Origin of the sequence: Streptomyces sp. NPDC048523 (assembly GCF_043199815.1) — a bacterium.
Taxonomy (GTDB): Bacteria; Actinomycetota; Actinomycetes; order Streptomycetales; family Streptomycetaceae; genus Streptomyces.
The window spans coordinates 1,054,914-1,074,803 of sequence record NZ_JBICWQ010000001.1; the positions used below are offsets into that span (position 1 = coordinate 1,054,914).

General features: G+C 70.7%; 21 protein-coding genes and 1 tRNA gene. 7 read left to right on the plus strand and 15 right to left on the minus strand.

Annotated elements, in window-relative coordinates; translation table 11 throughout:
* The first annotated feature begins 2 nt into the window (after positions 1 to 2).
* Genes ACGFWE_RS04815 through ACGFWE_RS04825 form a run of 3 tightly spaced genes read left to right on the plus strand, consistent with a single transcriptional unit; the run spans position 3 to position 3,710 of the window.
* Positions 3 to 284: a sarcosine oxidase subunit delta gene (locus tag ACGFWE_RS04815; protein ID WP_393597883.1), complete on the plus strand. Its 282-nt coding sequence runs from the start codon at positions 3 to 5 to the stop codon at positions 282 to 284.
* On the plus strand, positions 281 to 3,106 hold the full coding sequence (locus tag ACGFWE_RS04820) for a sarcosine oxidase subunit alpha family protein (protein WP_393597885.1): 2,826 nt from the start codon (positions 281 to 283) through the stop codon (positions 3,104 to 3,106). The genes ACGFWE_RS04815 and ACGFWE_RS04820 overlap by 4 nt, the downstream gene beginning before the upstream one ends.
* Positions 3,099 to 3,710, plus strand: coding sequence for a sarcosine oxidase subunit gamma (locus tag ACGFWE_RS04825; protein ID WP_393597887.1), 612 nt, complete (start codon positions 3,099 to 3,101; stop codon positions 3,708 to 3,710). Before ACGFWE_RS04820 ends, ACGFWE_RS04825 begins: the two co-directional genes overlap by 8 nt.
* A 56-nt stretch (positions 3,711 to 3,766) precedes the next feature.
* Here ACGFWE_RS04825 and ACGFWE_RS04830 read toward each other — a convergent pair whose 3' ends face one another.
* The 3 genes from ACGFWE_RS04830 to ACGFWE_RS04840 all read right to left on the minus strand — a co-directional run bounded on the left by ACGFWE_RS04830 (position 3,767) and on the right by ACGFWE_RS04840 (position 7,302).
* Entirely contained in the window at positions 3,767 to 4,420 is a 654-nt protein-coding gene (locus ACGFWE_RS04830) for a hypothetical protein (RefSeq protein WP_352380647.1), read from the minus strand.
* A 55-nt stretch (positions 4,421 to 4,475) separates the two neighbouring features.
* Positions 4,476 to 6,686, minus strand: a complete 2,211-nt coding sequence (locus ACGFWE_RS04835; protein WP_352380648.1) for a glycoside hydrolase domain-containing protein — start codon at positions 6,684 to 6,686, stop codon at positions 4,476 to 4,478.
* Positions 6,687 to 6,915: 229 nt separating this feature from the next.
* Positions 6,916 to 7,302 (minus strand): hypothetical protein, encoded by a 387-nt coding sequence (locus ACGFWE_RS04840; RefSeq protein ID WP_352380650.1) that lies wholly within the window; start codon positions 7,300 to 7,302, stop codon positions 6,916 to 6,918.
* Positions 7,303 to 7,554: 252 nt separating this feature from the next.
* Here ACGFWE_RS04840 and ACGFWE_RS04845 point away from each other — a divergent pair, with 252 nt between their 5' ends.
* From ACGFWE_RS04845 to ACGFWE_RS04855, 3 genes are read left to right on the plus strand one after another with little or no spacing between them, the layout of a single operon-like run.
* Positions 7,555 to 8,043, plus strand: a complete 489-nt coding sequence (locus tag ACGFWE_RS04845) for a hypothetical protein (protein ID WP_352380651.1) — start codon at positions 7,555 to 7,557, stop codon at positions 8,041 to 8,043.
* 43 nt (positions 8,044 to 8,086) lie between these two features.
* Entirely contained in the window at positions 8,087 to 8,464 is a 378-nt protein-coding gene (locus ACGFWE_RS04850; protein ID WP_393597890.1) for a hypothetical protein, read from the plus strand.
* Positions 8,461 to 9,606, plus strand: coding sequence for a hypothetical protein (locus ACGFWE_RS04855; protein WP_393597892.1), 1,146 nt, complete (start codon positions 8,461 to 8,463; stop codon positions 9,604 to 9,606). Before ACGFWE_RS04850 ends, ACGFWE_RS04855 begins: the two co-directional genes overlap by 4 nt.
* A gap of 27 nt (positions 9,607 to 9,633) precedes the next feature.
* Here the strand turns inward: ACGFWE_RS04855 and ACGFWE_RS04860 are convergent, their stop codons facing one another.
* The 9 genes from ACGFWE_RS04860 to tdh form a co-directional block, all read right to left on the minus strand.
* Positions 9,634 to 11,178 (minus strand): serine/threonine-protein kinase, encoded by a 1,545-nt coding sequence (locus ACGFWE_RS04860; RefSeq protein ID WP_393597894.1) that lies wholly within the window; start codon positions 11,176 to 11,178, stop codon positions 9,634 to 9,636.
* Positions 11,175 to 11,969, minus strand: coding sequence for a serine/threonine protein kinase (locus tag ACGFWE_RS04865; RefSeq protein WP_352380658.1), 795 nt, complete (start codon positions 11,967 to 11,969; stop codon positions 11,175 to 11,177). Before ACGFWE_RS04865 ends, ACGFWE_RS04860 begins: the two co-directional genes overlap by 4 nt.
* Before the next feature lie 479 nt (positions 11,970 to 12,448).
* Positions 12,449 to 12,522, minus strand: a tRNA-Pro gene (locus ACGFWE_RS04870).
* A gap of 91 nt (positions 12,523 to 12,613) precedes the next feature.
* Positions 12,614 to 12,979 carry an MmcQ/YjbR family DNA-binding protein gene (locus ACGFWE_RS04875; RefSeq protein ID WP_352380660.1) on the minus strand — a complete coding sequence of 122 codons (366 nt, stop codon included), beginning with the start codon at positions 12,977 to 12,979 and terminating at the stop codon, positions 12,614 to 12,616.
* Between the two features lie 38 nt (positions 12,980 to 13,017).
* Positions 13,018 to 13,542, minus strand: a complete 525-nt coding sequence (locus ACGFWE_RS04880; RefSeq protein ID WP_393597897.1) for a GNAT family N-acetyltransferase — start codon at positions 13,540 to 13,542, stop codon at positions 13,018 to 13,020.
* Entirely contained in the window at positions 13,539 to 14,123 is a 585-nt protein-coding gene (locus ACGFWE_RS04885; protein ID WP_393597899.1) for a helix-turn-helix domain-containing protein, read from the minus strand. Before ACGFWE_RS04885 ends, ACGFWE_RS04880 begins: the two co-directional genes overlap by 4 nt.
* Positions 14,124 to 14,164: 41 nt before the next feature.
* Positions 14,165 to 15,067, minus strand: a complete 903-nt coding sequence (locus ACGFWE_RS04890) for a LysR family transcriptional regulator (RefSeq protein WP_352380666.1) — start codon at positions 15,065 to 15,067, stop codon at positions 14,165 to 14,167.
* A gap of 27 nt (positions 15,068 to 15,094) precedes the next feature.
* A complete protein-coding gene (locus ACGFWE_RS04895; RefSeq protein ID WP_352380668.1) occupies positions 15,095 to 16,303 on the minus strand; it encodes a glycine C-acetyltransferase in 1,209 nt (402 codons plus the stop codon).
* A 50-nt stretch (positions 16,304 to 16,353) separates the two neighbouring features.
* Positions 16,354 to 17,382, minus strand: a complete 1,029-nt coding sequence (gene tdh, locus ACGFWE_RS04900) for an L-threonine 3-dehydrogenase (protein WP_393597902.1) — start codon at positions 17,380 to 17,382, stop codon at positions 16,354 to 16,356.
* 265 nt (positions 17,383 to 17,647) lie between these two features.
* On the opposite strand from tdh, the gene ACGFWE_RS04905 reads away from it, so the two are divergent.
* Positions 17,648 to 18,241: a GPP34 family phosphoprotein gene (locus ACGFWE_RS04905; protein WP_393597904.1), complete on the plus strand. Its 594-nt coding sequence runs from the start codon at positions 17,648 to 17,650 to the stop codon at positions 18,239 to 18,241.
* Between the two features lie 61 nt (positions 18,242 to 18,302).
* On the opposite strand, the gene ACGFWE_RS04910 is transcribed toward ACGFWE_RS04905, so the two are convergent.
* The 3 genes from ACGFWE_RS04910 to ACGFWE_RS04920 are packed head-to-tail and all read right to left on the minus strand — an operon-like array spanning position 18,303 to position 19,888.
* The gene (locus tag ACGFWE_RS04910; protein WP_352380674.1) at positions 18,303 to 18,881 is read right to left on the minus strand and encodes a GAF domain-containing protein; all 579 of its coding nucleotides are present in this window, start codon (positions 18,879 to 18,881) and stop codon (positions 18,303 to 18,305) included.
* Between the two features lie 58 nt (positions 18,882 to 18,939).
* Complete coding sequence (locus ACGFWE_RS04915) at positions 18,940 to 19,539, minus strand: ATP/GTP-binding protein (RefSeq protein ID WP_007386183.1); 600 nt, start codon at positions 19,537 to 19,539, stop codon at positions 18,940 to 18,942.
* On the minus strand, positions 19,517 to 19,888 hold the full coding sequence (locus tag ACGFWE_RS04920; RefSeq protein WP_352382484.1) for a DUF742 domain-containing protein: 372 nt from the start codon (positions 19,886 to 19,888) through the stop codon (positions 19,517 to 19,519). The genes ACGFWE_RS04915 and ACGFWE_RS04920 overlap by 23 nt, the downstream gene beginning before the upstream one ends.
* Positions 19,889 to 19,890 lie beyond the last annotated feature (2 nt).

Below are 19,890 nucleotides of genomic sequence, written 5' to 3' on the forward strand. Positions count from 1 at the left end.
CCGTGCTGCTGATCACCTGCCCCTGGTGCGGCCCGCGCAACGAGACCGAGTACCACTACGGCGGACAGGCCCATGTCCCCCACCCCGTCTCCCCCGCGGACCTCACCGACGAGCAGTGGGCCGAGTACGTCTTTTACCGCGACAACCCCAAGGGCCCCTTCGCGGAACGGTGGATGCACAGCATCGGCTGCCGCCGCTGGTTCAACGTCCTGCGCGACACCGCCACCCACGAGGTGCTGACCTCGTACCGGCCCGACGAGCCACGCCCCGGAGGGAACCGATGACCGACCAGCGCTTCCGGCTGCCGCGAGGCGGCCGAGTCGACCGCGGCACATTGCTGCGATTCACCGTCGACGGACAGGAGTTGACCGGTCACCCCGGCGACACCCTCGCCTCCGCGATGCTGGCGAACGGCCTCGTCGAGGTCGCCCCCTCGCTCTACCGCGGCCGCCCGCGCGGCATCGTCGCCGCGGGCGTCGAGGAGCCCAACGCCCTGGTACAGCTGGGCGGCTCGCACTCGGAGGGCATGCTCCCGGCCACGACCGTCGAGCTCTACGACGGCCTGTCCGCCACCACGCTCTCCGGGATGGGCCGCCTCGACCCCACTCCGGATCCCGCCGTCTACGACAAGAAGTACGTCCACACCGACGTGCTGGTCGTCGGCGCCGGCCCCGCGGGCCTCGCGGCGGCTGCCGCTGCCGCCGCCTCCGGCGCCCGCGTGATCCTCGTCGACGAGCGGCCCGAGCCCGGTGACGGGGAAGGGACCGACGAGCTGCGCGCGACGCTCGACGCCGCCCCGGAGGCCGTCGTACTGCATCGGACGACAGCTTTCGGTTCGTACGACGACAACTACGTGCTGGCGCTGGAGCGGCGCACCGATCACCTCGGCGCGGCCGCCCCCGAGGGCGTCTCGCGGCAGCGGCTGTGGCACATCCGGGCCGGGCAGGTGGTCCTGGCGACGGGAGCGCACGAGCGCCCGCTGGTCTTCGCGGGCAACGACCGGCCCGGCGTGATGCTCGCCGGGGCCGTACGCGCCTACCTCAACCGGTATGCCGTGGCCCCGGGTTCACGGGCCGTGGTGAGCACGACCAACGACAGCGCCTACGACACGGTCGCCGACCTGTGTGCGGCCGGAATCCCCGTTGCCGTCGTCGTGGACGCGCGCTCCGAACTGTCCGACCGGGCAGCGGAGGTGGCCGCGGCCACCGGGGTCCGGGTGCTGACGGGAAGCGCGGTGGTCGACACGGCGGGCGAGCACAGGCTCACCGGCGTCACTGTGCAGGCCCTCGACAGCGAGGGCCGACTCACCGGTGAGCCCGAGTCGTTCGCCTGCGATCTGCTCGCCGTGTCGGGCGGCTGGAGTCCGGTGGTGCATCTGCACAGCCAGCGTCAGGGCAAGCTGCGCTGGGACTCCGGGCTCGCCGCGTTCGTGCCGGACGGGGACGTGCGGGATCAGCAGGTGGTGGGGGCGGCCCGGGGGACGTACGACCTGGCGGGCTGTCTGACCGAGGGGGCACGGGCCGGAGCGCTGGCGGCGACAGCGGCGGGGTTCCCGGTGCCCGTACCGGCCGAGCCCGCGCGGCGCGCACCCGCCCCGACACGCGCCCTGTGGCTGGTGCCCTCCCCCGGGGGCGAACCCGGCACCTGGGACAGCCACTTCGTCGATCTCCAGCGCGATGTCACGGTCGCCGACGTCTGGCGCTCCACCGGCGCCGGTATGCGCGGGGTCGAGCACGTCAAGCGGTACACCTCGCTCGGCACGGCGAACGACCAGGGCAAGACGTCCGGCGTCAACGCGATCGGGGTGATCGCCGAGGCCCTGGGCGGTTCGCTGGGCGAGATCGGCACCACGGCCTACCGGGCGCCGTACACGCCGATCGCCTTCGCCGCGCTGGCCGGGCGTGAGCGCGGCGAGCTGTTCGACCCGGAGCGGACCACGTCGATCCACAGCTGGCACGTGGCGCACGGCGCCGAGTTCGAGGACGTGGGTCAGTGGAAGCGCCCCCGGTACTACCCGCAGGCCGGTGAGGACATGGACGCGGCCGTGGCGCGCGAGTGCCGGGCGGCCCGGGAAGGGGTGGCGTTCATGGACGCCTCCACCCTCGGCAAGATCGAGATCTGGGGCGCGGACGCGGGCGAGTTCCTCAACCGGATCTACACGAACGCCTTCAAGAAGCTCAAGCCCGGCACGGGTCGCTACGGCGTGATGTGCAAGCCCGACGGCATGATCTTCGACGACGGCGTGACCCTGCGCCTCGACGACAACCGCTACTTCATGACCACCACGACCGGCGGCGCCGCGAACGTCCTGGACTGGCTGGAGGAGTGGCTGCAGACCGAGTGGCCCGAGCTCGACGTGCACTGCACGTCGGTGACCGAGCAGTGGGCGACGATCGCCGTCGTCGGTCCGCAGTCGCGCGAGGTCGTCGCCCGACTCGCCCCGGACGTCGATCTGTCGAACGAGGCCTTCCCGTTCATGGCCTTCCACGAGACGACCCTGGCCTCCGGCGTTCCGGCCCGGATCTGCCGGATCTCCTTCTCCGGCGAACTCGCCTACGAGATCAACGTCTCCGCCTGGTACGGACTCGCGGTCTGGGAGGAGGTGGACGCGGCCGGCCGGCCGTACGGCATCACCCCGTACGGCACCGAGGCGATGCACGTCCTGCGGGCCGAGAAGGGCTACATCATCGTCGGCCAGGACACCGACGGCACGGTCACCCCGCAGGACGCGGGCATGAGCTGGGTGGTCTCCAAGCAGAAGGACTTCATCGGCAAGCGGTCCTTCGCCCGCGCCGACACCGCCCGCACCGACCGCAAGCAACTGGTCGGCCTGCTCCCGGCCGACCGCACGACCCGGCTGCCCGAGGGCACCCAGCTCGTCGCACCGGACGTCGATCTGGAGACGGTGCCCGTGCCGATGCTCGGCCATGTCACCTCGAGCTACCACAGTCCGGCGCTGGGCCGTCCGTTCGCCCTCGCCCTCGTCGCCGACGGACAGGCGAGGAAGGGCCAGACCCTGCTCGCTCCGGTGGGCGAGGCGCTGGTGCCGGTCGAGGTGACCGACTTCGTGCTCTACGACCCCGAAGGGACCCGGCGAGATGGCTGAACCGATCATGGCGGGACCGGTGGCCCTGCGCACCAGCCCCCTGTCCCACCTTCAGGAGCGGATGCGCGCCGCCGCCGTCACCGGTGCCCGGGGCGTCACGCTGAGCGAGGTGCCGTTCCTCACGATGGTGAACGTGCGGGTCGACCCCGCGTCCGCGGCGGCCGGCCGGATCGGCAGGACTCTCGGGGCGCCGCTCCCCCGCCGGTGCGGCAACACGACTGCCTCGGGCCTCCATACGATCATGTGGCTCGGCCCCGACGAGTGGCTCGTGCTGTCCCGGGCCGACGCGGGCGCCGTGAGCGCCCAGGTACGGCGGGCCCTCGACGGCGACCCCGGCTCGGCCGTGGACGTCTCGGCGAACCGCACCGTACTGGAACTGAGCGGCCCGTCCGCCCGGGAGGTGTTGGAGAAGGGCTGCCCACTGGACCTGCACCCCCGCGTCTTCGGCCCCGGCCACGCGGTGTCGACCACGGTGGGCCCGATCGCGGTGCTGCTCTGGCAGCTCGACGACGCTCCGACGTACCGCCTGCTTCCGCGGTCCTCGTTCGCCGACTATCTGGCCCGCTGGCTCATCGACGCGATGGGCGAGTACGGCCGACCGTAAAGCGGACGCTCCGTCGTGCGCCATCGCGCACACCGTGCGGTCCCCGACATCGACTGTCAGGCGCCCAGGGAGAGCGTCCCCGCCCCCTGGCCGGGCATGTCCTCCCAGCCTCGGATCCTGGCCGCGAGCCGCTTCAGGCGCGCGTCCGAGGGGGCTACGTCGATCTGGAAGTGGGACTCGTTCGGGCGGCGGAAGTCTCCACCCCAGGCCACCACGTCCTGGCATTCCCTGAGGATGTCGCGGACCGTGGCCAGTTGGTGGGGGAAGAGACCGCCCTTGGCGCCGTCCGGGTACCAGGTCGGGCGTATCGCGACCGCGGTCCCCGAGGCGTGGTTGGTCGCGCGGCCCTTCAGCGTGCCGTCCGCGGGGCGGAAGCCGATCACCTCCCCGTCAACGAGTGTGTCGATCTCGTAGTGGTAGCGGCGGATGACGTGTACGAGCACGGTGGCGGCCTCGCCGATGCGCAGGGCCACGGAGACCGAACTGCCCGGCACCTGACGGGTCCAGATGGCTCCCGAGGTGTCGGCCTGCGATTCCGTCGGCCAGCCGTTGGCGCTGGTGTGGTGCGCGGGCGAGCCGTCCGCGGCCGTTCGCGTGGACGCGGACGCCGGGGAGGGGACCGCGAGAGTGGCGAGGCCGGCCGCCGCGGTCAGGCCGAGGCCGGTGCGCAGTACGCGGCGGCGCGGCGGGTGTGGGGATGAGATGGTCACGTTCGTCCTGTCTGAGAGTGTGGACTGCGATGGGTGCGATGGGTGCGATCGGACGTCACAGGCCGCGCAGGGGCGCGTTGTACTTCTCGAACACCCGGTGGAGGCCGAGCATCGCGGTGCCGTAGGCGTCAGCCCGCCCTTCGCTGTCATTGCCGTTGTAGCGGGCCAGTGTGCGGCGGGTGTCCTCCTCGCCCGTGAACATGGACGGCCGGGGAACGCCGACGTCGTTGGCACCCTCGATCAGGACCGTCGGTACGGTCCGGATGTTGTAGTCGTGGTCGTTGTGCAGTTGCTGCCAGACGTTCCACAGGTCGTTCTCGTCGGAGGGGAGCATGAGGCTGCCGCCGATCAGGCCGGCCAGGATGCAGTGGTTGCGGCCGCGGATGGCGGTGGCCGCGAAGATCTGCGCGAGACCGGTGCTGGAGTCGGTCTTCGTGCTCAGCCCTGTCCCGTCGTAGTGGTCGATGACCGCCTCGTCGCCGACGACGTCCAGGCTGTTGTACATCCGTATCTCCCAGAGGAGCGGGGCCTGGATGATGGCCTTGCGCATTCTGAAGGTGCGCGCGAGCTGGGTCACCAGCCCGTCGAAGCTCATCATCAGGTCGAACGCCTCGGTGGTCGACCGGTATGTGAGCACCTGGGCGCCCTGGTTTCCGCCCGTCTCCGGCACGCCCATGCTGTTGAGGAGATACGACTGGACGTCCGCGAGCAGGGCGCCCCGCATGGACATGTCCATATTGACGTCCAGGATTCCGGTGACCTGCTCGGTGCCATAGGTGTTCTGGCCGGCGTCACGGCCCGACACGATGTCGTTGTCGATCTCGATGAGACCGCTGCCCGCTCCCACCGAGACCGTGGAGACCTGGTCGAAGGCCCAGTCGTCGGGCAGCGGATAGCCGAGGTTCCCGGAGAAGCCCGTGGACATGTCGCAGACGAAACTCGCCGAGGTGTAGCCCGCGGCGGCGACCCGGCTGCAGACGTTCCGGGGTCCGTAGATGCCGGTCAGGTACCCCTGGCCGTGCTCGTTCATGATGTCCCGGATGCCCCGGAAATGCGGCAGGATGTTGTCGGTCACCTCGTAGTCGAGCGCGTCGAAGTCGACGGCGAAGTAGATACGAGTGCCGGGTTTGAAGCCGTAGTACTTGGCCCGCTCGATGGCCGCGAAGGCGTCGGCGATTCCCTGCGCGCGGCGGAAGTAGGCCGCCTCCCCGCCCCAGGTCTGGTAGATCGGGAAGCAGCTCAGACCGTAGGCCGCCATCCGGCTCAGCTCACCGAGCTTGATCTTCTTGTCGAGTGAGGTGCCCGGGACGTTGGACAGGTAGCGCCCCACGATCTGGTACCCCGCGTCCCTGAGCGCCGCCGCCCGCGCGTCGGTGACCTCGGTGACACAGTCGGCCGCGGTCCCCTTGCGGGTGGCGTCACCGGTGGACACCAGCAGCGAGGCCCAGGTCTGGAAGTCTCCTCGGCCGGTGACCGGGAGCTTCGCGAAATTCTGGAAGCTGCGCACGCGTGTTGCCAGGTCGGCGTTGAAGGCGCTGCTGAACAACACGCCATCGCGCTTGTTGAAGATCATGGCGGCGGTGAAGAGACTCACCCAGGTCCCCGAGGAGCCCTCCGAGAGGGGGTTGTTCCTGATGCCCTGCTGGGTACCAGGGCCGAAGACCCCGTTCGCGACGTCGTCGCTCATGCCGATCTCGTACTGGATCGCAAGCATCAATGCCTTCTGCACGTCCCGTGAGAAGTGACCGTCGCACGGCACGATGAAGAAGTTTCGGCGGCCGACATAGCGGCCGTTCATCCACTGCTGTACCGCGCGGGTCGGCTCGCTCCCGCCCTCGGTGACGACATAGGCGTCCATGGTGAGCAGCGCCTTGAACACCTTCGGCGGTACCCCGTCCGCAAAGGCGCCGTCGACGCCCATGTTCTGCTTCAGCTCGCGGACCGACGCCGCTACGGAGTCGTTGTAGGTACCGTCGATGCCGCCGCCGTCGTAGCCCTTGCAGTACAGCGCGGACTGCACGATCTTGAGGACCTTCTCGTGCCGGGTGCCCGCATTGATGACGGGGTGGCGGGCCTGGAGGGTGGCGAGCGTCGTCGGGCCGAAGCTGTCGGACAGGGAGGTGATGCCCAGCTCGTACTGGAGCGCCCGGGTCAGCGCGAACATGACGGCCCAGCCGGTGCGGCCGTTCTCCTCGACCTTCGGGATTCCGGCGACGTTGTAGGAGTTGATGAATTTCTGTGCCTCGATGACCATTTGGTCGGCCATGCTGTGTCCTTTCACGCGCACCTGGGCTGCGGCGGGAACGGGTCGGATGCGCCGGCGTGGACATCCGCCTTGCCGCCCCGGCTTACGAAGTACTCGCTGCGAACCCGGGCTTGCGGGACCAGCGGGGCAGACCGGCGGGCCTACGACGCGATTGACGACTTGCCCGGGCCGATGCGCGCACCGGCCCGGAAAGAGGTGCTCTCCACGTGGTCGTGTCTGCGAGGCCGCGTCAGCAGCGCTCGACACCGTCGATCCAGTTGGTGGCGTTGTCGGTGTAGTAACTGGCCATGTAGCCGCGGTGACCACTCGCGGTGAGCACCCAGACCCAGTAGGGGTTGTCGCCGACGCTCTGAGCCCCCTCCTGCTGGCAGTACACCCACACCCGGGCCGGGCTGCTCACTGTGGTCTGCACGTCCGGACAGTTGGTGGCCGACGGATACAGGTAGCACTGTTCCCCGCCACCGGCACGGACATTGACGCCGGAGGCCCAGACGCCGTAGTAGCCCTCGCCGTGACCGGTCGCGTGGGCAGCGCCCGCCGTACCGAAGACGAGGCCGGCGGCGGCGATGACGGTGGACGCCGTGGCCGCGGCCGCGGCTCTCACGGAATGGATCATGAGTGATTCCCCCTTGGGACGGCCGAACAGGCCTTGGAAGTAGAGGTGCTGACCCGAAACAGCGACGTGGCCAGAACCTAGCGAGGGAGCGGCTGCCGAGGTCCTGACAAATGTCAGGGCAACCGCAGGGCCCACGGCACCCTGACATCCGTCAGGACCGCCGGTCCCCTTCCGCTTTCTAAGGTTCGAGTCGTCTTCCAGGCCCGGCGGTATCGCAGGGCACCCTCCAACAGACAGGAAGAGACAGCTCCCATGCGTCCGTTCCGCTCCGCTCTCGCCGCGGCCGCCGCCTTGACCGCGATCACCACCGGCGTCCTCGTCGCTCAACCGGCGCAGCCCGCACACGCCTTGGCCTCCGACTGCGAAGGCGGCGCACATGGCTTCCGCGACCACCCCGACGACGCCGAGGGCGACACCGACAAGCCCGCCGACTTCAGCCTCGGCAGCGTCCGCATCACGCTGGAGAAGGGCGTCTACGTCGGCCAGCAGATCGCCTTCGGAAAGATCAGCGGCCGGACCCAGCCCGGCGACAACGTCTGGATGGACTGGCGTGCCGACGGCTGGGACCGCGATCGGAACGCCGTGTCCCCCTGGCTGCAGTGCGGGCCCTTCACCGTCCGCTCAGCCGGGCAGAGCCTGACCACACCGTTCCGCCGCACCAGCACCGACCCGCAGTACCAGTTCCGCGTCTGCGGCTCGCTGAAGTCGGACGGCGCGGTCCGCTGCTCCAACTGGTGGTAGAGCCCGCCCGCCGTTCCCGCTACCCGGCATTCACCCGAAAGGCATGACCATGCGCAGAATCCTGCGCGGCGCCGCCGCGCTCGCTTTCACCGCCGCCGCCGTTCTCACCGGAGCCGCCCAGGCCCAGGCCGACGGCGGCACATGGGACGGCTGCCCCTACGGCGCCGTCTGCATCTACCCGGAGAACGTGACGCCGGCCACCAGCCCGCACCCGAGCCACATCTTCTACTCCTACGGCTTCCACCCCATCTACAACCAGTACGGCAACCACTGGGTCTTCAACAACCAGTACGACGGCGCCCTCGTCGAGCTGTGCAAGTCCGTCAACACGGACTGCCATGAGTCCATCCCTCCGCAGGAGGGCTGGTACGTCGACCTCGGGCCGATCAACTCCCTCAACCTCAGGGAGCACTACCAGTGAGGCGCCGACTTCTCGCTGCCACCGCTGCGCTGCTGCTGATCGGCGGCGCGGCCGGCTCCGCCGCTGCCGACGCCCCGGCCGGACAGCCGGCCCGTCCCGCCGCCGCGTCCGCCGAGGTACCCGCCGGCGTCAGCGCCGGGGTCGCCGTCTTCGACCGGCAGACCGGTACCTTCACCGAGCAGCTCAACACGAGCACCCGCTTCCGGTCCGCCTCGGTCGTCAAGCTGCTGCTGGCCCTGGACTACCTGTGGAACCGGGGCCCCGACTACACCGTGCCGGCCGCCGACCGGGCGTGGCTGGAGCCGATGTTGCGCAGCAGCGACGACGACGCGGCCAGCGCCTACTGGTCGGACCACGGCGGTACGGCGATCATCACCCGCATGGTCGACCGCCTCGCCCTCAAGGACACGGCACCGCCGCCCATCGGGTACGAGGGCTACTGGGGCTACACCGCACTCTCCGCCCGCGACACGGTGACGATCTACCGCTACCTCCTGGACTCGGCGCCCGGCCCCGTGCGCGACTTCATGATGGGCAACCTGCGCCAGTCCACCCGCTGTGCCTCGGACGGCTTCGACCAGCACTTCGGCATCGCCGGGGCGTTCGACAGGCCGTGGGCGGTGAAGCAGGGCTGGTCGGGATCCTCGTACGAGAAAGGCACCTGCGGCCAGAAGCGCACCGCGACCGCGGCAGTGGCGCGTGCGGGGAGTCCGGCCGCGGACCTGGATCTGACGCGGCCCGCGCTGCACAGCACGGGCACCGTGGGCGCCGGTGACCGATCCATCGTGGCCGTGTTCACACTGCATCCCGTCGGCACCTCGTACGGGAAGGCGTACACGGACATCGGACGGCTGACCCGCTCCCTGAACGTCCCCGGAGCCGCGCGGCCCGCGGGATGGTGGTACGGCACGTGGAGCGACCATGTGAACGTCCGCCCCGGCACCGGCACCGGCAACTCACCGATCACCCAACTCCCCGCAGGCGTCGAGGTGTTGGTGGGCTGCCAGGCCAGGGGCGAGGTGGTGAACGTACCGCCTTACACCAACGAATGGTGGGCGTACCTCCCCCAGTACAACGGCTGGATCTCCAACATCTACATCAACTCGCCCGACAACAAGATGCCGGACGTCAAGGACTGCTGAGCGGCCCTGGACGACAGCTCCGCCACCTCACCCCTCGTAGTCGGCGAGGTAGCGGAGCACTTTCTCGACGTGGGGCTTCACCCGTTCGGGGACGCCGCCCTCTGTGATGACCGTGCGGTCACTCGTGCGGTAGCCGGCCGCCATCAGCGCGGGAAGGTCCTTGGCGGGCATGTCGGCCTTCTTGAACTGCTGGTCCAGCCAGCACACGTACAGCGACATCGTGGAGATCGCGTCCGGCGGCGACCGGTAGTCCTTGTCCCCGTCGCCGTCGCCGTCGACCGCCCAGGCCCGGAACACCGACGGCGTCCACATGGCGATGCCGTACTCCTCGCTCGCCGGGCGGGCCGCGTTCACGTCGAAACCGCTCTCCGCCTTGACCATGGCGGCGAGAAACGCGGGCGTGACCTCCGCGTCGGTGCAGCGGTGGGCTGCCTTCACCATGACCGGTCGCAGTGCCTCGGGTACGTCGGAGTCCTCCGGGATCTCCCCGTCGGCCGGGCTGTGCGTGACGGTGACGGCCGGTGCACGCCGCCCTTGGTCTTCACCGTCGTCTTCCCCGCCTCCACCACCCCCGAGCAGCGCGGGCCCGGCGATGGCGGCAGCCGCCGCCGCGGCCAGCGCCATGGCGGCGGCCGGCAGCAGGCGACGCCGGCCACGCGGGCTCGCCAGTTGCTCGACCCGGGCGGACAGGCTCGCGGCGGTGTGGCGCAGGCGGCCCGCATGATCGGGCGCCAGACAGTCCCCGATGAGCCGGCGCCAGTTCTCGTCGAGTCCCGCATCCAGACGCAGTGGCGCGGTGCCGCGGGCGTAGGCCTGCGCGGCGAGCGAGCGAGCCCGGGCGGTGGCGCCCGGGAACGGGTGGAGGCCACCGGTGAGCACCTGGTGGGCCAGGACGCCGAAAGCCCAGATGTCGGCGGTCGGCCGCACCATCGTCCCGTCCGCCCCGGTGCGCTGGGACCACCACTCGGGCGGCACATGGTCGAGCGTGCCTAGCGGCGGCACATAGGCGTGGGTGCCCTCCAGTTCGGTGGCCAGGCCGAAGTCGGCGAGCCAGACCGCTCCGTCCGCGCCCAGCAACACGTTGGCAGGTTTGAGGTCGCCGTGGACCCAGCCGGCGCCGTGCATATGGGCAAGTCCGGCGGCGACGCCGCGCAGGACCCGCGCGGCGTCCGGGATCGGGCGGCCTGCCGCGGCAGCATCCAGCACCTGGCGCAGACTGGCCTCGGCCCGGTCCATGACGAGCGCGATGGCCCCGTCCAGCGCGGGCAGGTCCGGCGCGTCCACGGTGCACACCGCGTGTGTCCGTACGAGGTGCGGGTGGTCCGCCTCGGCACTGAAACGCACCTCGCGCGCGACGAGTTCGCCGAGTGCGGCACGCTGACCGGGTGCCAAGGCGCCGGTCGGCAGCACCTTCACCGCCACGACCGTGCCGTCGGCGACCGCGCGGGCCTCGTACACGGTCCCCCAGCCGCCCGACCCGATGACGGCGTCCAACTGCCAGCCCTCGATGCGGAAACCCGCCGGCAGACGCGGCATTTCGAGAGCGCCCTGCTCGGCGCCTGAGGAGGTCATGCGCCGCTCTCCTGCGGGACGGGCCGTCTGCGGGACGGCAACAGGGCGAGGTGTTCCTCGCGCACCAGGCCGAAGCGCAGGGCCAGGGAGGCCAGTCGAGCGCGCTTGACGCCGGTGCGGCCGTTGCCGTCGGCTCCGGGCTCGTCGCCGAGGTCCAGGCGCAGCTTGGCGAAGGACAGGTAGTCGATGTGGTAGTTCACCGCGGAGCGGGTCAGACCACGACAGCTCTCCAGCGGGCGAAGTCGCTCCGCGATGTCCCCGGCGCCCGGCAGTACGTCGTCCGAGGGGTCGCGCAGCCGCGGCTCGCACAGGGCCACCAGCACCAGGAAGTACTTCGCCGTCGTATCGAGCGCGTAGGGATGCACGGTCAACTCCCCGCCGCCTGGCGGAGACTGCTCGTCCAGATAGGCGTGCTGCGGTGCGAACACCTTGAAGTCGACGGTCCCGCCCAGCGCGGGCAGGACGACTCTGGAGAACTCGAAGGGTACCGGCGCTCCGAGCCGACCTGGCGCGACGGTGATGTATTCGCCGGCCCCCTCCAGGTTCTCGACCACATACGCGGTGTCACGGCTGAAGTTCGACAGCCGCCAGTAGTCCTCGGCCGCCTCCAGCCGTCCCGCCCGCCGGGAGATTCCAGGGTCGGGCAGGACGATGGAGACTGTCCGGCCGCCGGGCATCCCGCGCCCGAAGTCGGCCACGTCCCCCGGTCCCATGTGCAGCAACTCGGGGCCGCCGACATCGACTTCACTCGGCCGTGACGGACCGGGCGGTTGCACAATGATCGTTTCCATACCGACTTTCCCCCGATGTGGTCGCCAGGATTGTAGAGACGCCTGGAGGTTTCCGCCGACCCGGTGCCTGCGCACGGGGCAGGGCGCATCCCTCGGTCACAGTCGCCGCTTCGCCGCCGCCTCGTGAGTGGAACGTTCGCCAAGGCGCGCCGGCTTCCGGTCAAAAGCCGCACGCGTGACGTCGTCACCCATGCCAGGCACCGTGTACGGGCCGATTCCAGGGGTGAGAGCACGAGGCACGACCACTAGGACGATCGGCCGATCATCCCGGTTCCCTGCGCGGGGCCGACCACTTCGGAGGTCGAGGCCAGGGTCCGGTGGCCACCCTGCCACTCAAACGACCAAGACACCGTATTCGGCATGCTCCGATGCACCTCGACGTACACAAGGTCACGCCGGGCCCCACCTGATCCTCAAAAATGATCAAGGGCCGGTTTCGGATACCTCCGAAACCGGCCCTGACCTGCAACTGTCTCCAGTCGGGACGACAGGATTTGAACCTGCGACCCCTTGACCCCCAGTCAAGTGCGCTACCAAGCTGCGCCACGTCCCGGTGCCCGTCTGACCTGGGGTTTCCCCTGGCCGAACGTGCAAAGAAACCATACCGCACTCGCGTCGGTGATCGCGCACCCCTTTCCCGCTCCTCACCCCCTGGGCGGATCGGGCAGCCCCAGCTCGGGATACGCGTCGAGCAGCCCGGCCGGCGCCGCCTGCCGCCAGGAGTCGGCGAGGATGTCCCGCAGTTCGCCCTCGTCCTCGATCGCGGCGAGACGGGCGCGCACCCACGCGAACTGTGCCTCGTGGTCGGCGATCCAGAACTTCCCCGGCTCGGCGAGCACCAGCTCGTCGCGCTCCTCCTTCGGGCAGCGCACGGCGATGGACGTCTCGTCCTCGGGCAGCGTGGCGAACATCTTGCCCGCGACCCGGAACGTGGGCATGCTCCAGGCGATCTTCTCCGTCGTGTCCGGCAGGGACAGGGCGATACGGCGTACGTCTTCGGCGTCCGGCATGACAGGCACCGTAGCGGCCGGCACTGACAATCACCTGGTCAAGTGGTCGGCTCGAGCCGCTTGTAGTACAGGGTCGTCGGCCGCAGCACGCCGGCGGGATCGGCCGCGTAGTCGGGGATGACACCGGCCCGGGTCCAGCCGGCCGAGCCGTAGAGACGCTCGGCGGGGCTGTCGGTCTCGGTGTCGAGGTGGAGCAGGGTGATTTTGGCCGCGCGGGCGGCCTTCTCCGCGGTGTCGAGGAGCCGCCGCCCGAGGCCCTGACCGCGCGTATCCCGGTGCACCATCAGCTTGACCAGCTCCGCGCGGTGGCAGGAGTTGGGTTTGTCGGGGAAGGCGAGGCTGACGGTGCCGACGACGCGGTGACCGTCGTGCGCCGCCCACACCGCCAGGTGTCCCGCGGCCACCGCGGTCGCGCGCTCCTTCCACCAGGAGACGGCCGCCGCGTGGTCCATCGGCGCGAGGAACCCGATGGAGGCCCCACCGTCCACGGTGTCCACCAGGAGGCCGGCCAACTCATCCACGGAGGCCGACAGTTGGGCCTGGTCCAGGCGGGTGACGGTCACGGCAGGACCACCGCCAGCACGTACCGCGCCGCGTCGGGGCCCGCACACCGGAACCGCGTCGGGCCCCACACCCGCAGCCGCAGACAGTCCCCGGCGCCGAGATGGTGCTCGGCGTCCTGCGCGGTGACGTCGAGCGCCCCTTCCAGGACCCAGATGTGCTGCTCCAGGCCGGGCACGGGCGGCCGGTCGTAGGCGATGTCGGCACCGGCGGCGAGCCGTCCCTCGACGAGTTCGCCGCGCAGCCCGGGGTGCGGCGGCGACACGGACCGCCGTTCGAACCCGGAGGCCCGGTCCTCCCACACCGGCTGCTCGGCGCCCCGCACCAGCGGCGGGGGCTCCGCCTCGGCCTCGACCTCGCTGAGCAACTGGGACATGGTCCGCCCGTACACCCCGCACAGCCGGTTCAGCAGCGCGGCGGTGGGACTGGTCTCGGCCCGCTCGGCACGGGAGAGGGTGGACCTGCTGACTCCGCTGCGCTCGGCCAACTCGCCCAGGGACCAGCCGCGTTCGCCCCGTAGCTCGGCGAGCCGGAGGCCGAGGCGGGTGTCGACGGGGTCGGGTCCGGGTTCATCACGTCTCACATTCGGGACGCTATCCCACTTACGAGAAACCGTGCCAGTCCCTATGCCCCGGCAATGGCTCCGAGCGCGTCCAGCACCGGACGCATCAGGGGATGCTCCTCCGCTCCCCGCCGTACGGCCGCGAAGACCCGGCGCGTCGGGGCGACCCCGTCGACCGGCCGTACGACCACTCCGGTCAGGTCCATCCCGATCAGGGCCGAACGCGGCACCAACGCCACTCCGGCGTCCGCCGACGCCAGTGCGACCACGGCGCGGAAGTCGTCCGAGGAATGCTCCAGGCGGGGCTGGAATCCGGCGTGCTCACAGGCCAGAACCACGACGTCGTGGCAGGGGTTGCCCGGGTAGGGGCCGATCCACGGGTCCTTGGCGAGCTCGGCCAGCGGCACCTCGCTCGCGTCGGCCAGCCGGTGGCTCACCGGCACGACCGCGTCGAAAGGCTCCGCGTACAGCGGCACGTGCGCCAGGCGGGGGTCGTCGGCGGGCGGCGCCCCGCGGTACTCCACCGCGACCGCCACATCCACCTGCCGGTCCAGCACCATCGGCAGGCTGGCGTCGCCCTCGGCGTCCTGGACGCGGAGGTGGATGCCCGGGGCCGTCGAGGCGAGGCGGGCCACCGCAGGGGCCACGACCAGGGCGATCCCGGTCGCGAAGGAGGCGACGGTGACCGTGCCGGCCGCACCCGAGCTGTAGGCGGCCAGCTCGGCCTCCGCCCGCTCCAGCTGGGCGAGGACGGCGTTGGTGTGGCTGAGCAGGATCTCGCCGGCCGGGGTCAGCCGTACACCCTTGGCACCGCGCTCGACGAGCCGGTGGCCGGTCTCCTGCTCCAGGGCCGTGAGCTGCTGAGAGACCGCGGAGGGGGTGAGATACAGCGCGGCGGCAGCCGCCGTGACCGTGCGGTGGTCGGCCACCGCACGGAGGATGTGGAGCCGCCGCGCTTCGATCATGGGATCGATTATCGCAATACGTCCGGACTACAGAGCGCCCGAGAAGCCGGTCAGCTCGGCCCTGGCCGCGACGAAGGCGTCGACCGCGCGGTTCACGTCCTCGGTGGAGTGGGCCGCCGAGAGCTGCACCCTGATGCGCGCCTGCCCCTGGGGAACCACCGGGTACGAGAAGCCGATCACGTACACGCCCCGCTCCAGGAGCAGCTCCGCGAGGCGTCCCGCCTTCGCCGCGTCCCCGATCATCACGGGCGCGATGGCGTGATCACCGGGCAGGACGTCGAAGCCCTCCTCCGTCATCCGGCGCCGGAACAGCGCGGTGTTCTCCCGCAGCCGCACCCGCAGGTCGTCCGCCGACTCCAGCAGGTCGAGGACCTTCAGGGAGGCGGCGGCGATCACCGGGGCGAGCGTGTTGGAGAAGAGGTACGGCCGCGAGCGCTGGCGCAGGAGCGCGACGATCTCGGCGCGGGCGGCCACGTAGCCGCCGGAGGCACCGCCGAGCGCCTTGCCGAGCGTGCCCGTGATGATGTCGACACGGTCCATGACGCCGTGCAGCTCGGGGGTGCCGCGGCCACCGGGGCCCACGAAGCCGACGGCGTGCGAGTCGTCGACCATGACCATGGCGTCGTAGCGGTCGGCGAGGTCGCAGATGTCCTTCAAGGGCGCGAGGTAACCGTCCATGGAGAAGACGCCGTCGGTGACGACCAGCTTCCGGCGGGCCCCCGACGCCTCCTTCAACTGCCGCTCCAGATCGGCGAGATCACGGTTGGCGTAGCGGAAGCGGCGGGCCTTGGACAGGCGGATGCCGTCGATGATGGACGCGTGGTTCAGGGCGTCGGAGATCACCGCGTCCTCGGGGCCCAGCAGCGTCTCGAAGACGCCGCCGTTGGCGTCGAAGCAGGAGGAGTACAGGATCGTGTCCTCCTGGCCGAGGAAGGCCGACAGCCGCGCCTCCAGCTCCTTGTGGACCTCCTGCGTGCCGCAGATGAAGCGGACCGAGGCCATGCCGTAGCCCCAGCGGTCCAGGGCCTCGTGCGCGGCGGCGACCACCTCGGGGTGGTCCGCGAGGCCGAGGTAGTTGTTGGCGCAGAAGTTGAGGACCTCGCCGGGGCGGCCGCCCGCCGAGACGTTCACGGCCCTGGACTGCGGGGTGTCGATCACGCGCTCCGGCTTGTGCAGTCCGGCGGCACGGATCTCGTCGAGGGTGGCGCGCAGGTCGTCGCGCACGGAGTCGAACATCGTCAATCCCTAAGTCGGTTGATCCAGTCGAGTCGGTCGGTCCGGTCGAGTCAGTCGGTCCAGTCGAGGATGACCTTGCCGCCGCGGCCGCTCGCCGCGTCGGCGAACGCCGCCTCGAAGTCGCGGTAGCCGTACCGGCCGGTGATCACGGGGGCGAGGTCGAGGCCGCCCTCCAGGAGGACCGACATCGCGTACCAGGTCTCGAACATCTCGCGGCCGTAGATGCCCTTGATGGTGATCATCGAGGTGACGATCCGGGCCCAGTCGACCGGGAACTCCGCGGCCGGCAGTCCCAGCATGGCGATCCGGCCGCCGTGCGTCATGTTGGCGATCATGTCGCGCAGGGCCTCGGGCCGCCCGGACATCTCCAGGCCGATGTCGAAGCCCTCGCGCAGCCCCAACTCCCGCTGTCCGTCGGCGATCCGGGCCTGTGAGACGTTCAGCGCGAGGCTCACTCCGATCTTGCGGGCCAGTTCCAGGCGCTCCTCGCTGACGTCGGTGACGACGACGTTGCGGGCACCCGCGTGCCGGGCCACCGCCGCCGCCATCAGTCCGATCGGCCCGGCACCGGTGATCAGCACGTCCTCGCCGACCAGCGGGAAGGACAGCGCGGTGTGCACGGCGTTGCCGAACGGGTCGAAGATCGCCGCCACATCGAGGTCCACGGGGACGCGGTGCACCCACACATTGGCGGCGGGCAGCACGACGTACTCCGCGAAGGCCCCGTCCCGGCCGACGCCGAGTCCGACCGTGGCCCGGCACAGGTGCCGTCGCCCGGCGAGGCAGTTGCGGCACTTGCCGCAGACGAGGTGCCCCTCGCCGCTCACCCGGTCCCCGATGGCGATCTCCGAGACATCGCGCCCGGTCTCCACGACCTCGCCGACGAACTCGTGTCCGAGCACAAGCGGGGTCCGGATCGCCTGCTGGGCCCAGCCGTCCCAGGACCGGATGTGCAGATCGGTGCCGCAGATACCGGTGCGCAGCACCTTGATCAGTACGTCGCCGGGGCCGACGGCCGGCTCCGGGACGTCCGCGAGCCACAGCCCGGGCTCGGCCTTCTCCTTGACCAGCGCCTTCACGGTACGGCTCCTGTGGGTGCGAGGGGTGGAAACGCCCAGCAATCTGCCGTACGGCACCGTCCTGGTCCATCGAGGATTTCTTAAGCGGTGCCACAGCTCCGCTTCACACCCGCCGGGCGGTTCGGCCCGGTTCTCGCACTACATGGTCGTATCAGGTCACACGGTCGCCGATCAGCAGCGAGAATCGACCGGGAAGGCCCGGCCCGCCGCGGCCGGCCCCTGAACGCTCACCGCCGTACCCGGCCAAACTGACGTGGAGCCGCTGATGACCACCGCACGGGACCTCGCGATCGTCGCCCTCGATGTGGCCGCCGACAAGCCGGTGGAACAGGGTGACCTCGCGCTCGCGCTTGCGGGCGCCGAGGTGTTCGACCTCCTCGACGCCCACGCCGTCGCCCTGGACGGCGACCGCATCCTGCCGCAGGCCCAGTCCCCCACCGGCGACCGGCTGTTGGACGAGGCCGCCGACGCGCTCGTGCGGCAGGAACCGTACGAGACGGTCGAGGACTGGCTGTGGCGCCGGGGCCGCGGGCTGTCCGCGGCCTACGTCGACGACCTGGAGCGGAAGGGGCTGACCACCCGCTCGCGGGGCCGCCGGATCCCGCTGCGGACCGGGCGGACGGAGCTGGTCGAGTCGGCGGCCCGGCGGGAGGCCGAGGAGCGCTGGGCGGCGGGCGAGCCCGTCCTCGCAGCCCTGGTGGCCGCCGCCGGGATCGGCGACGAACCGGCCGGGGAACACGCCGACGAGGCGGCCACCGTGCTGGCCGCGGTCGGGGACGCGGTGATGGAACTGGAGGCCGTACGCCAGCGGAAGGTCATCGAGAACGCCGCGTTCGACAATGTCTGGCGCGGTTACTAGGAGCCGGCGAGCCGGATACCCGGCCCTCCAGCCGGGCTCCCCCGACGGGCCGTCCCGCCCGTCACAGCACCGGGAGCCCGTCGGCCTCCCGTCGTTCCAGCCGTGCGACCAGTTCCGCCGCGGACGACTTGATGGTGTCCAGGCCGGACCTCCCCCAGGTCCGCGGCCGCACGTCCGCCGCGCACACCGTGCCGAGGACCATCCCCGTGGAGTCGATGAGCGGAGCGCCCAGATAGGAACGGATGCCGAACTCGTCGACGACCGGGTTGCCCGCGAACCGCGGGTAGTCACGGACGTCCTCCAGCACCAGCGCCTTGCGGCGGGCGACCACATGGGGGCAGAACCCATGGTCGCGCGCCATATAGCGGCCCACTTCCGGCTTGGCCTCCTCGCCGGCCGCCGGCGGCCGGGGCGCGGGAATTCTGAGACCGGCGAAGAACTGCCGGTTCTCACCAAGGAAGTTGACCATCGCGTACGGCGCCCCCGTGCACGCGGCGAGCCGCTCGGCGAAGGCATCGAGCACCGGCTCCGGATGCTCCCCGAGCCCGAGCAGACGCAGCCGGCGCGTCCGGTCCGGGGCCTCCTTGTCCTCCGGTGTGAGCAGCAGTCGACCGGCCGGGCGCGGTGGGTCGTAGCTCATGGGCGGCCGTCGCTGTGGACGTCGGTCATATGCGGCTCCGTAGCAGTGTGTGCGGGGGTCACATGTGGGCGCCATGGCTCGGCGCGGGGGCCGGGCTGTGGGCGATGAGATGCCGTACGAGGGTGAGCAGGGTCTGCACACCGGAACTGGAGATCCGGGCGTCGCAGCGCACGATCGGGATCTCCGGCGGGAGGTCGATGGCGGCACGGACCTCCTCGGGGTCGTAGCGGTACCCCCCGTCGAACTCGTTGATCGCGACGATGAATCCGAGGCCGCGCTGTTCGAAGAAGTCCACGGCGGCGAAGCAGTCCTCCAGTCTGCGGGTGTCGGCGAGGATCACCGCGCCGAGCGCGCCCTCGGAGAGTTCGTCCCACATGAACCAGAACCGCTCCTGGCCGGGTGTGCCGAACAGGTACAGGACGTGTTCCGGGTCGAGCGTGATCCTTCCGAAGTCCATGGCCACCGTCGTCTCGACCTTGTTCTCGATGCCGTCGAGACTGTCGGTCGCGGCGCTGACCGTGGTGAGCAGCTCCTCCGTGCTGAGGGGAGCGATCTCGCTGACCGCGCCCACGAAGGTCGTCTTGCCTACCCCGAACCCTCCCGCCACCAGGATCTTCAGTGCGGTGGGAAAGGGGTCAGAGCTGTCGTCGTAGTCCATCGAGCACTGCCTCCAGAAGAGCCCGGTCAGTCGGGTTGTGGGTGAACTCGGGGGGTTTGGTGGTCAGCGCCCCGCAGTCGACGAGGTCGGACAGCAGCACCTTGGTGACCACCGCCGGCAGCTTGAGATGGGCGGCGACCTCGGCGACCGAGACGGGCGCGCGGCACAGGTCGAGCGCCTGCGCGTGCTCGGGGCCGAGGTAGCCGATGGGGGTGGCACCGGTGGCCATCACGTGCGAAAGGAGATCGAACACGATGGACGGCCGGGTGCGGCCGTTGCTGACCGTGAAGGGCCGCACCAGCCGCCCGGCCGCGTCGTCGAGCCAGGGCCCGTCGCCGGCCGCCGCCACGC

What these genes read in the sequence shown, in the direction of transcription:
- ACGFWE_RS04860 (WP_393597894.1), bottom strand. Translation starts at nt 11,178, where the DNA reads ATGACCTCCTCAGGCGCCGAGCAGGGCGCTCTCGAAATGCCGCGTCTG.
- ACGFWE_RS04875 (WP_352380660.1), bottom strand. Translation starts at nt 12,979, where the DNA reads ATGCCGGACGCCGAAGACGTACGCCGTATCGCCCTGTCCCTGCCGGAC.
- ACGFWE_RS04820 (WP_393597885.1), top strand. Translation starts at nt 281, where the DNA reads ATGACCGACCAGCGCTTCCGGCTGCCGCGAGGCGGCCGAGTCGACCGC.
- ACGFWE_RS04895 (WP_352380668.1), bottom strand. Translation starts at nt 16,303, where the DNA reads ATGTTCGACTCCGTGCGCGACGACCTGCGCGCCACCCTCGACGAGATC.
- ACGFWE_RS04840 (WP_352380650.1), bottom strand. Translation starts at nt 7,302, where the DNA reads ATGATCCATTCCGTGAGAGCCGCGGCCGCGGCCACGGCGTCCACCGTC.
- ACGFWE_RS04835 (WP_352380648.1), bottom strand. Translation starts at nt 6,686, where the DNA reads ATGGCCGACCAAATGGTCATCGAGGCACAGAAATTCATCAACTCCTAC.
- ACGFWE_RS04850 (WP_393597890.1), top strand. Translation starts at nt 8,087, where the DNA reads ATGACCATGCGCAGAATCCTGCGCGGCGCCGCCGCGCTCGCTTTCACC.
- ACGFWE_RS04890 (WP_352380666.1), bottom strand. Translation starts at nt 15,067, where the DNA reads ATGATCGAAGCGCGGCGGCTCCACATCCTCCGTGCGGTGGCCGACCAC.
- ACGFWE_RS04825 (WP_393597887.1), top strand. Translation starts at nt 3,099, where the DNA reads ATGGCTGAACCGATCATGGCGGGACCGGTGGCCCTGCGCACCAGCCCC.
- ACGFWE_RS04865 (WP_352380658.1), bottom strand. Translation starts at nt 11,969, where the DNA reads ATGGAAACGATCATTGTGCAACCGCCCGGTCCGTCACGGCCGAGTGAA.
- ACGFWE_RS04905 (WP_393597904.1), top strand. Translation starts at nt 17,648, where the DNA reads ATGACCACCGCACGGGACCTCGCGATCGTCGCCCTCGATGTGGCCGCC.
- ACGFWE_RS04845 (WP_352380651.1), top strand. Translation starts at nt 7,555, where the DNA reads ATGCGTCCGTTCCGCTCCGCTCTCGCCGCGGCCGCCGCCTTGACCGCG.
- ACGFWE_RS04915 (WP_007386183.1), bottom strand. Translation starts at nt 19,539, where the DNA reads ATGGACTACGACGACAGCTCTGACCCCTTTCCCACCGCACTGAAGATC.
- ACGFWE_RS04910 (WP_352380674.1), bottom strand. Translation starts at nt 18,881, where the DNA reads ATGAGCTACGACCCACCGCGCCCGGCCGGTCGACTGCTGCTCACACCG.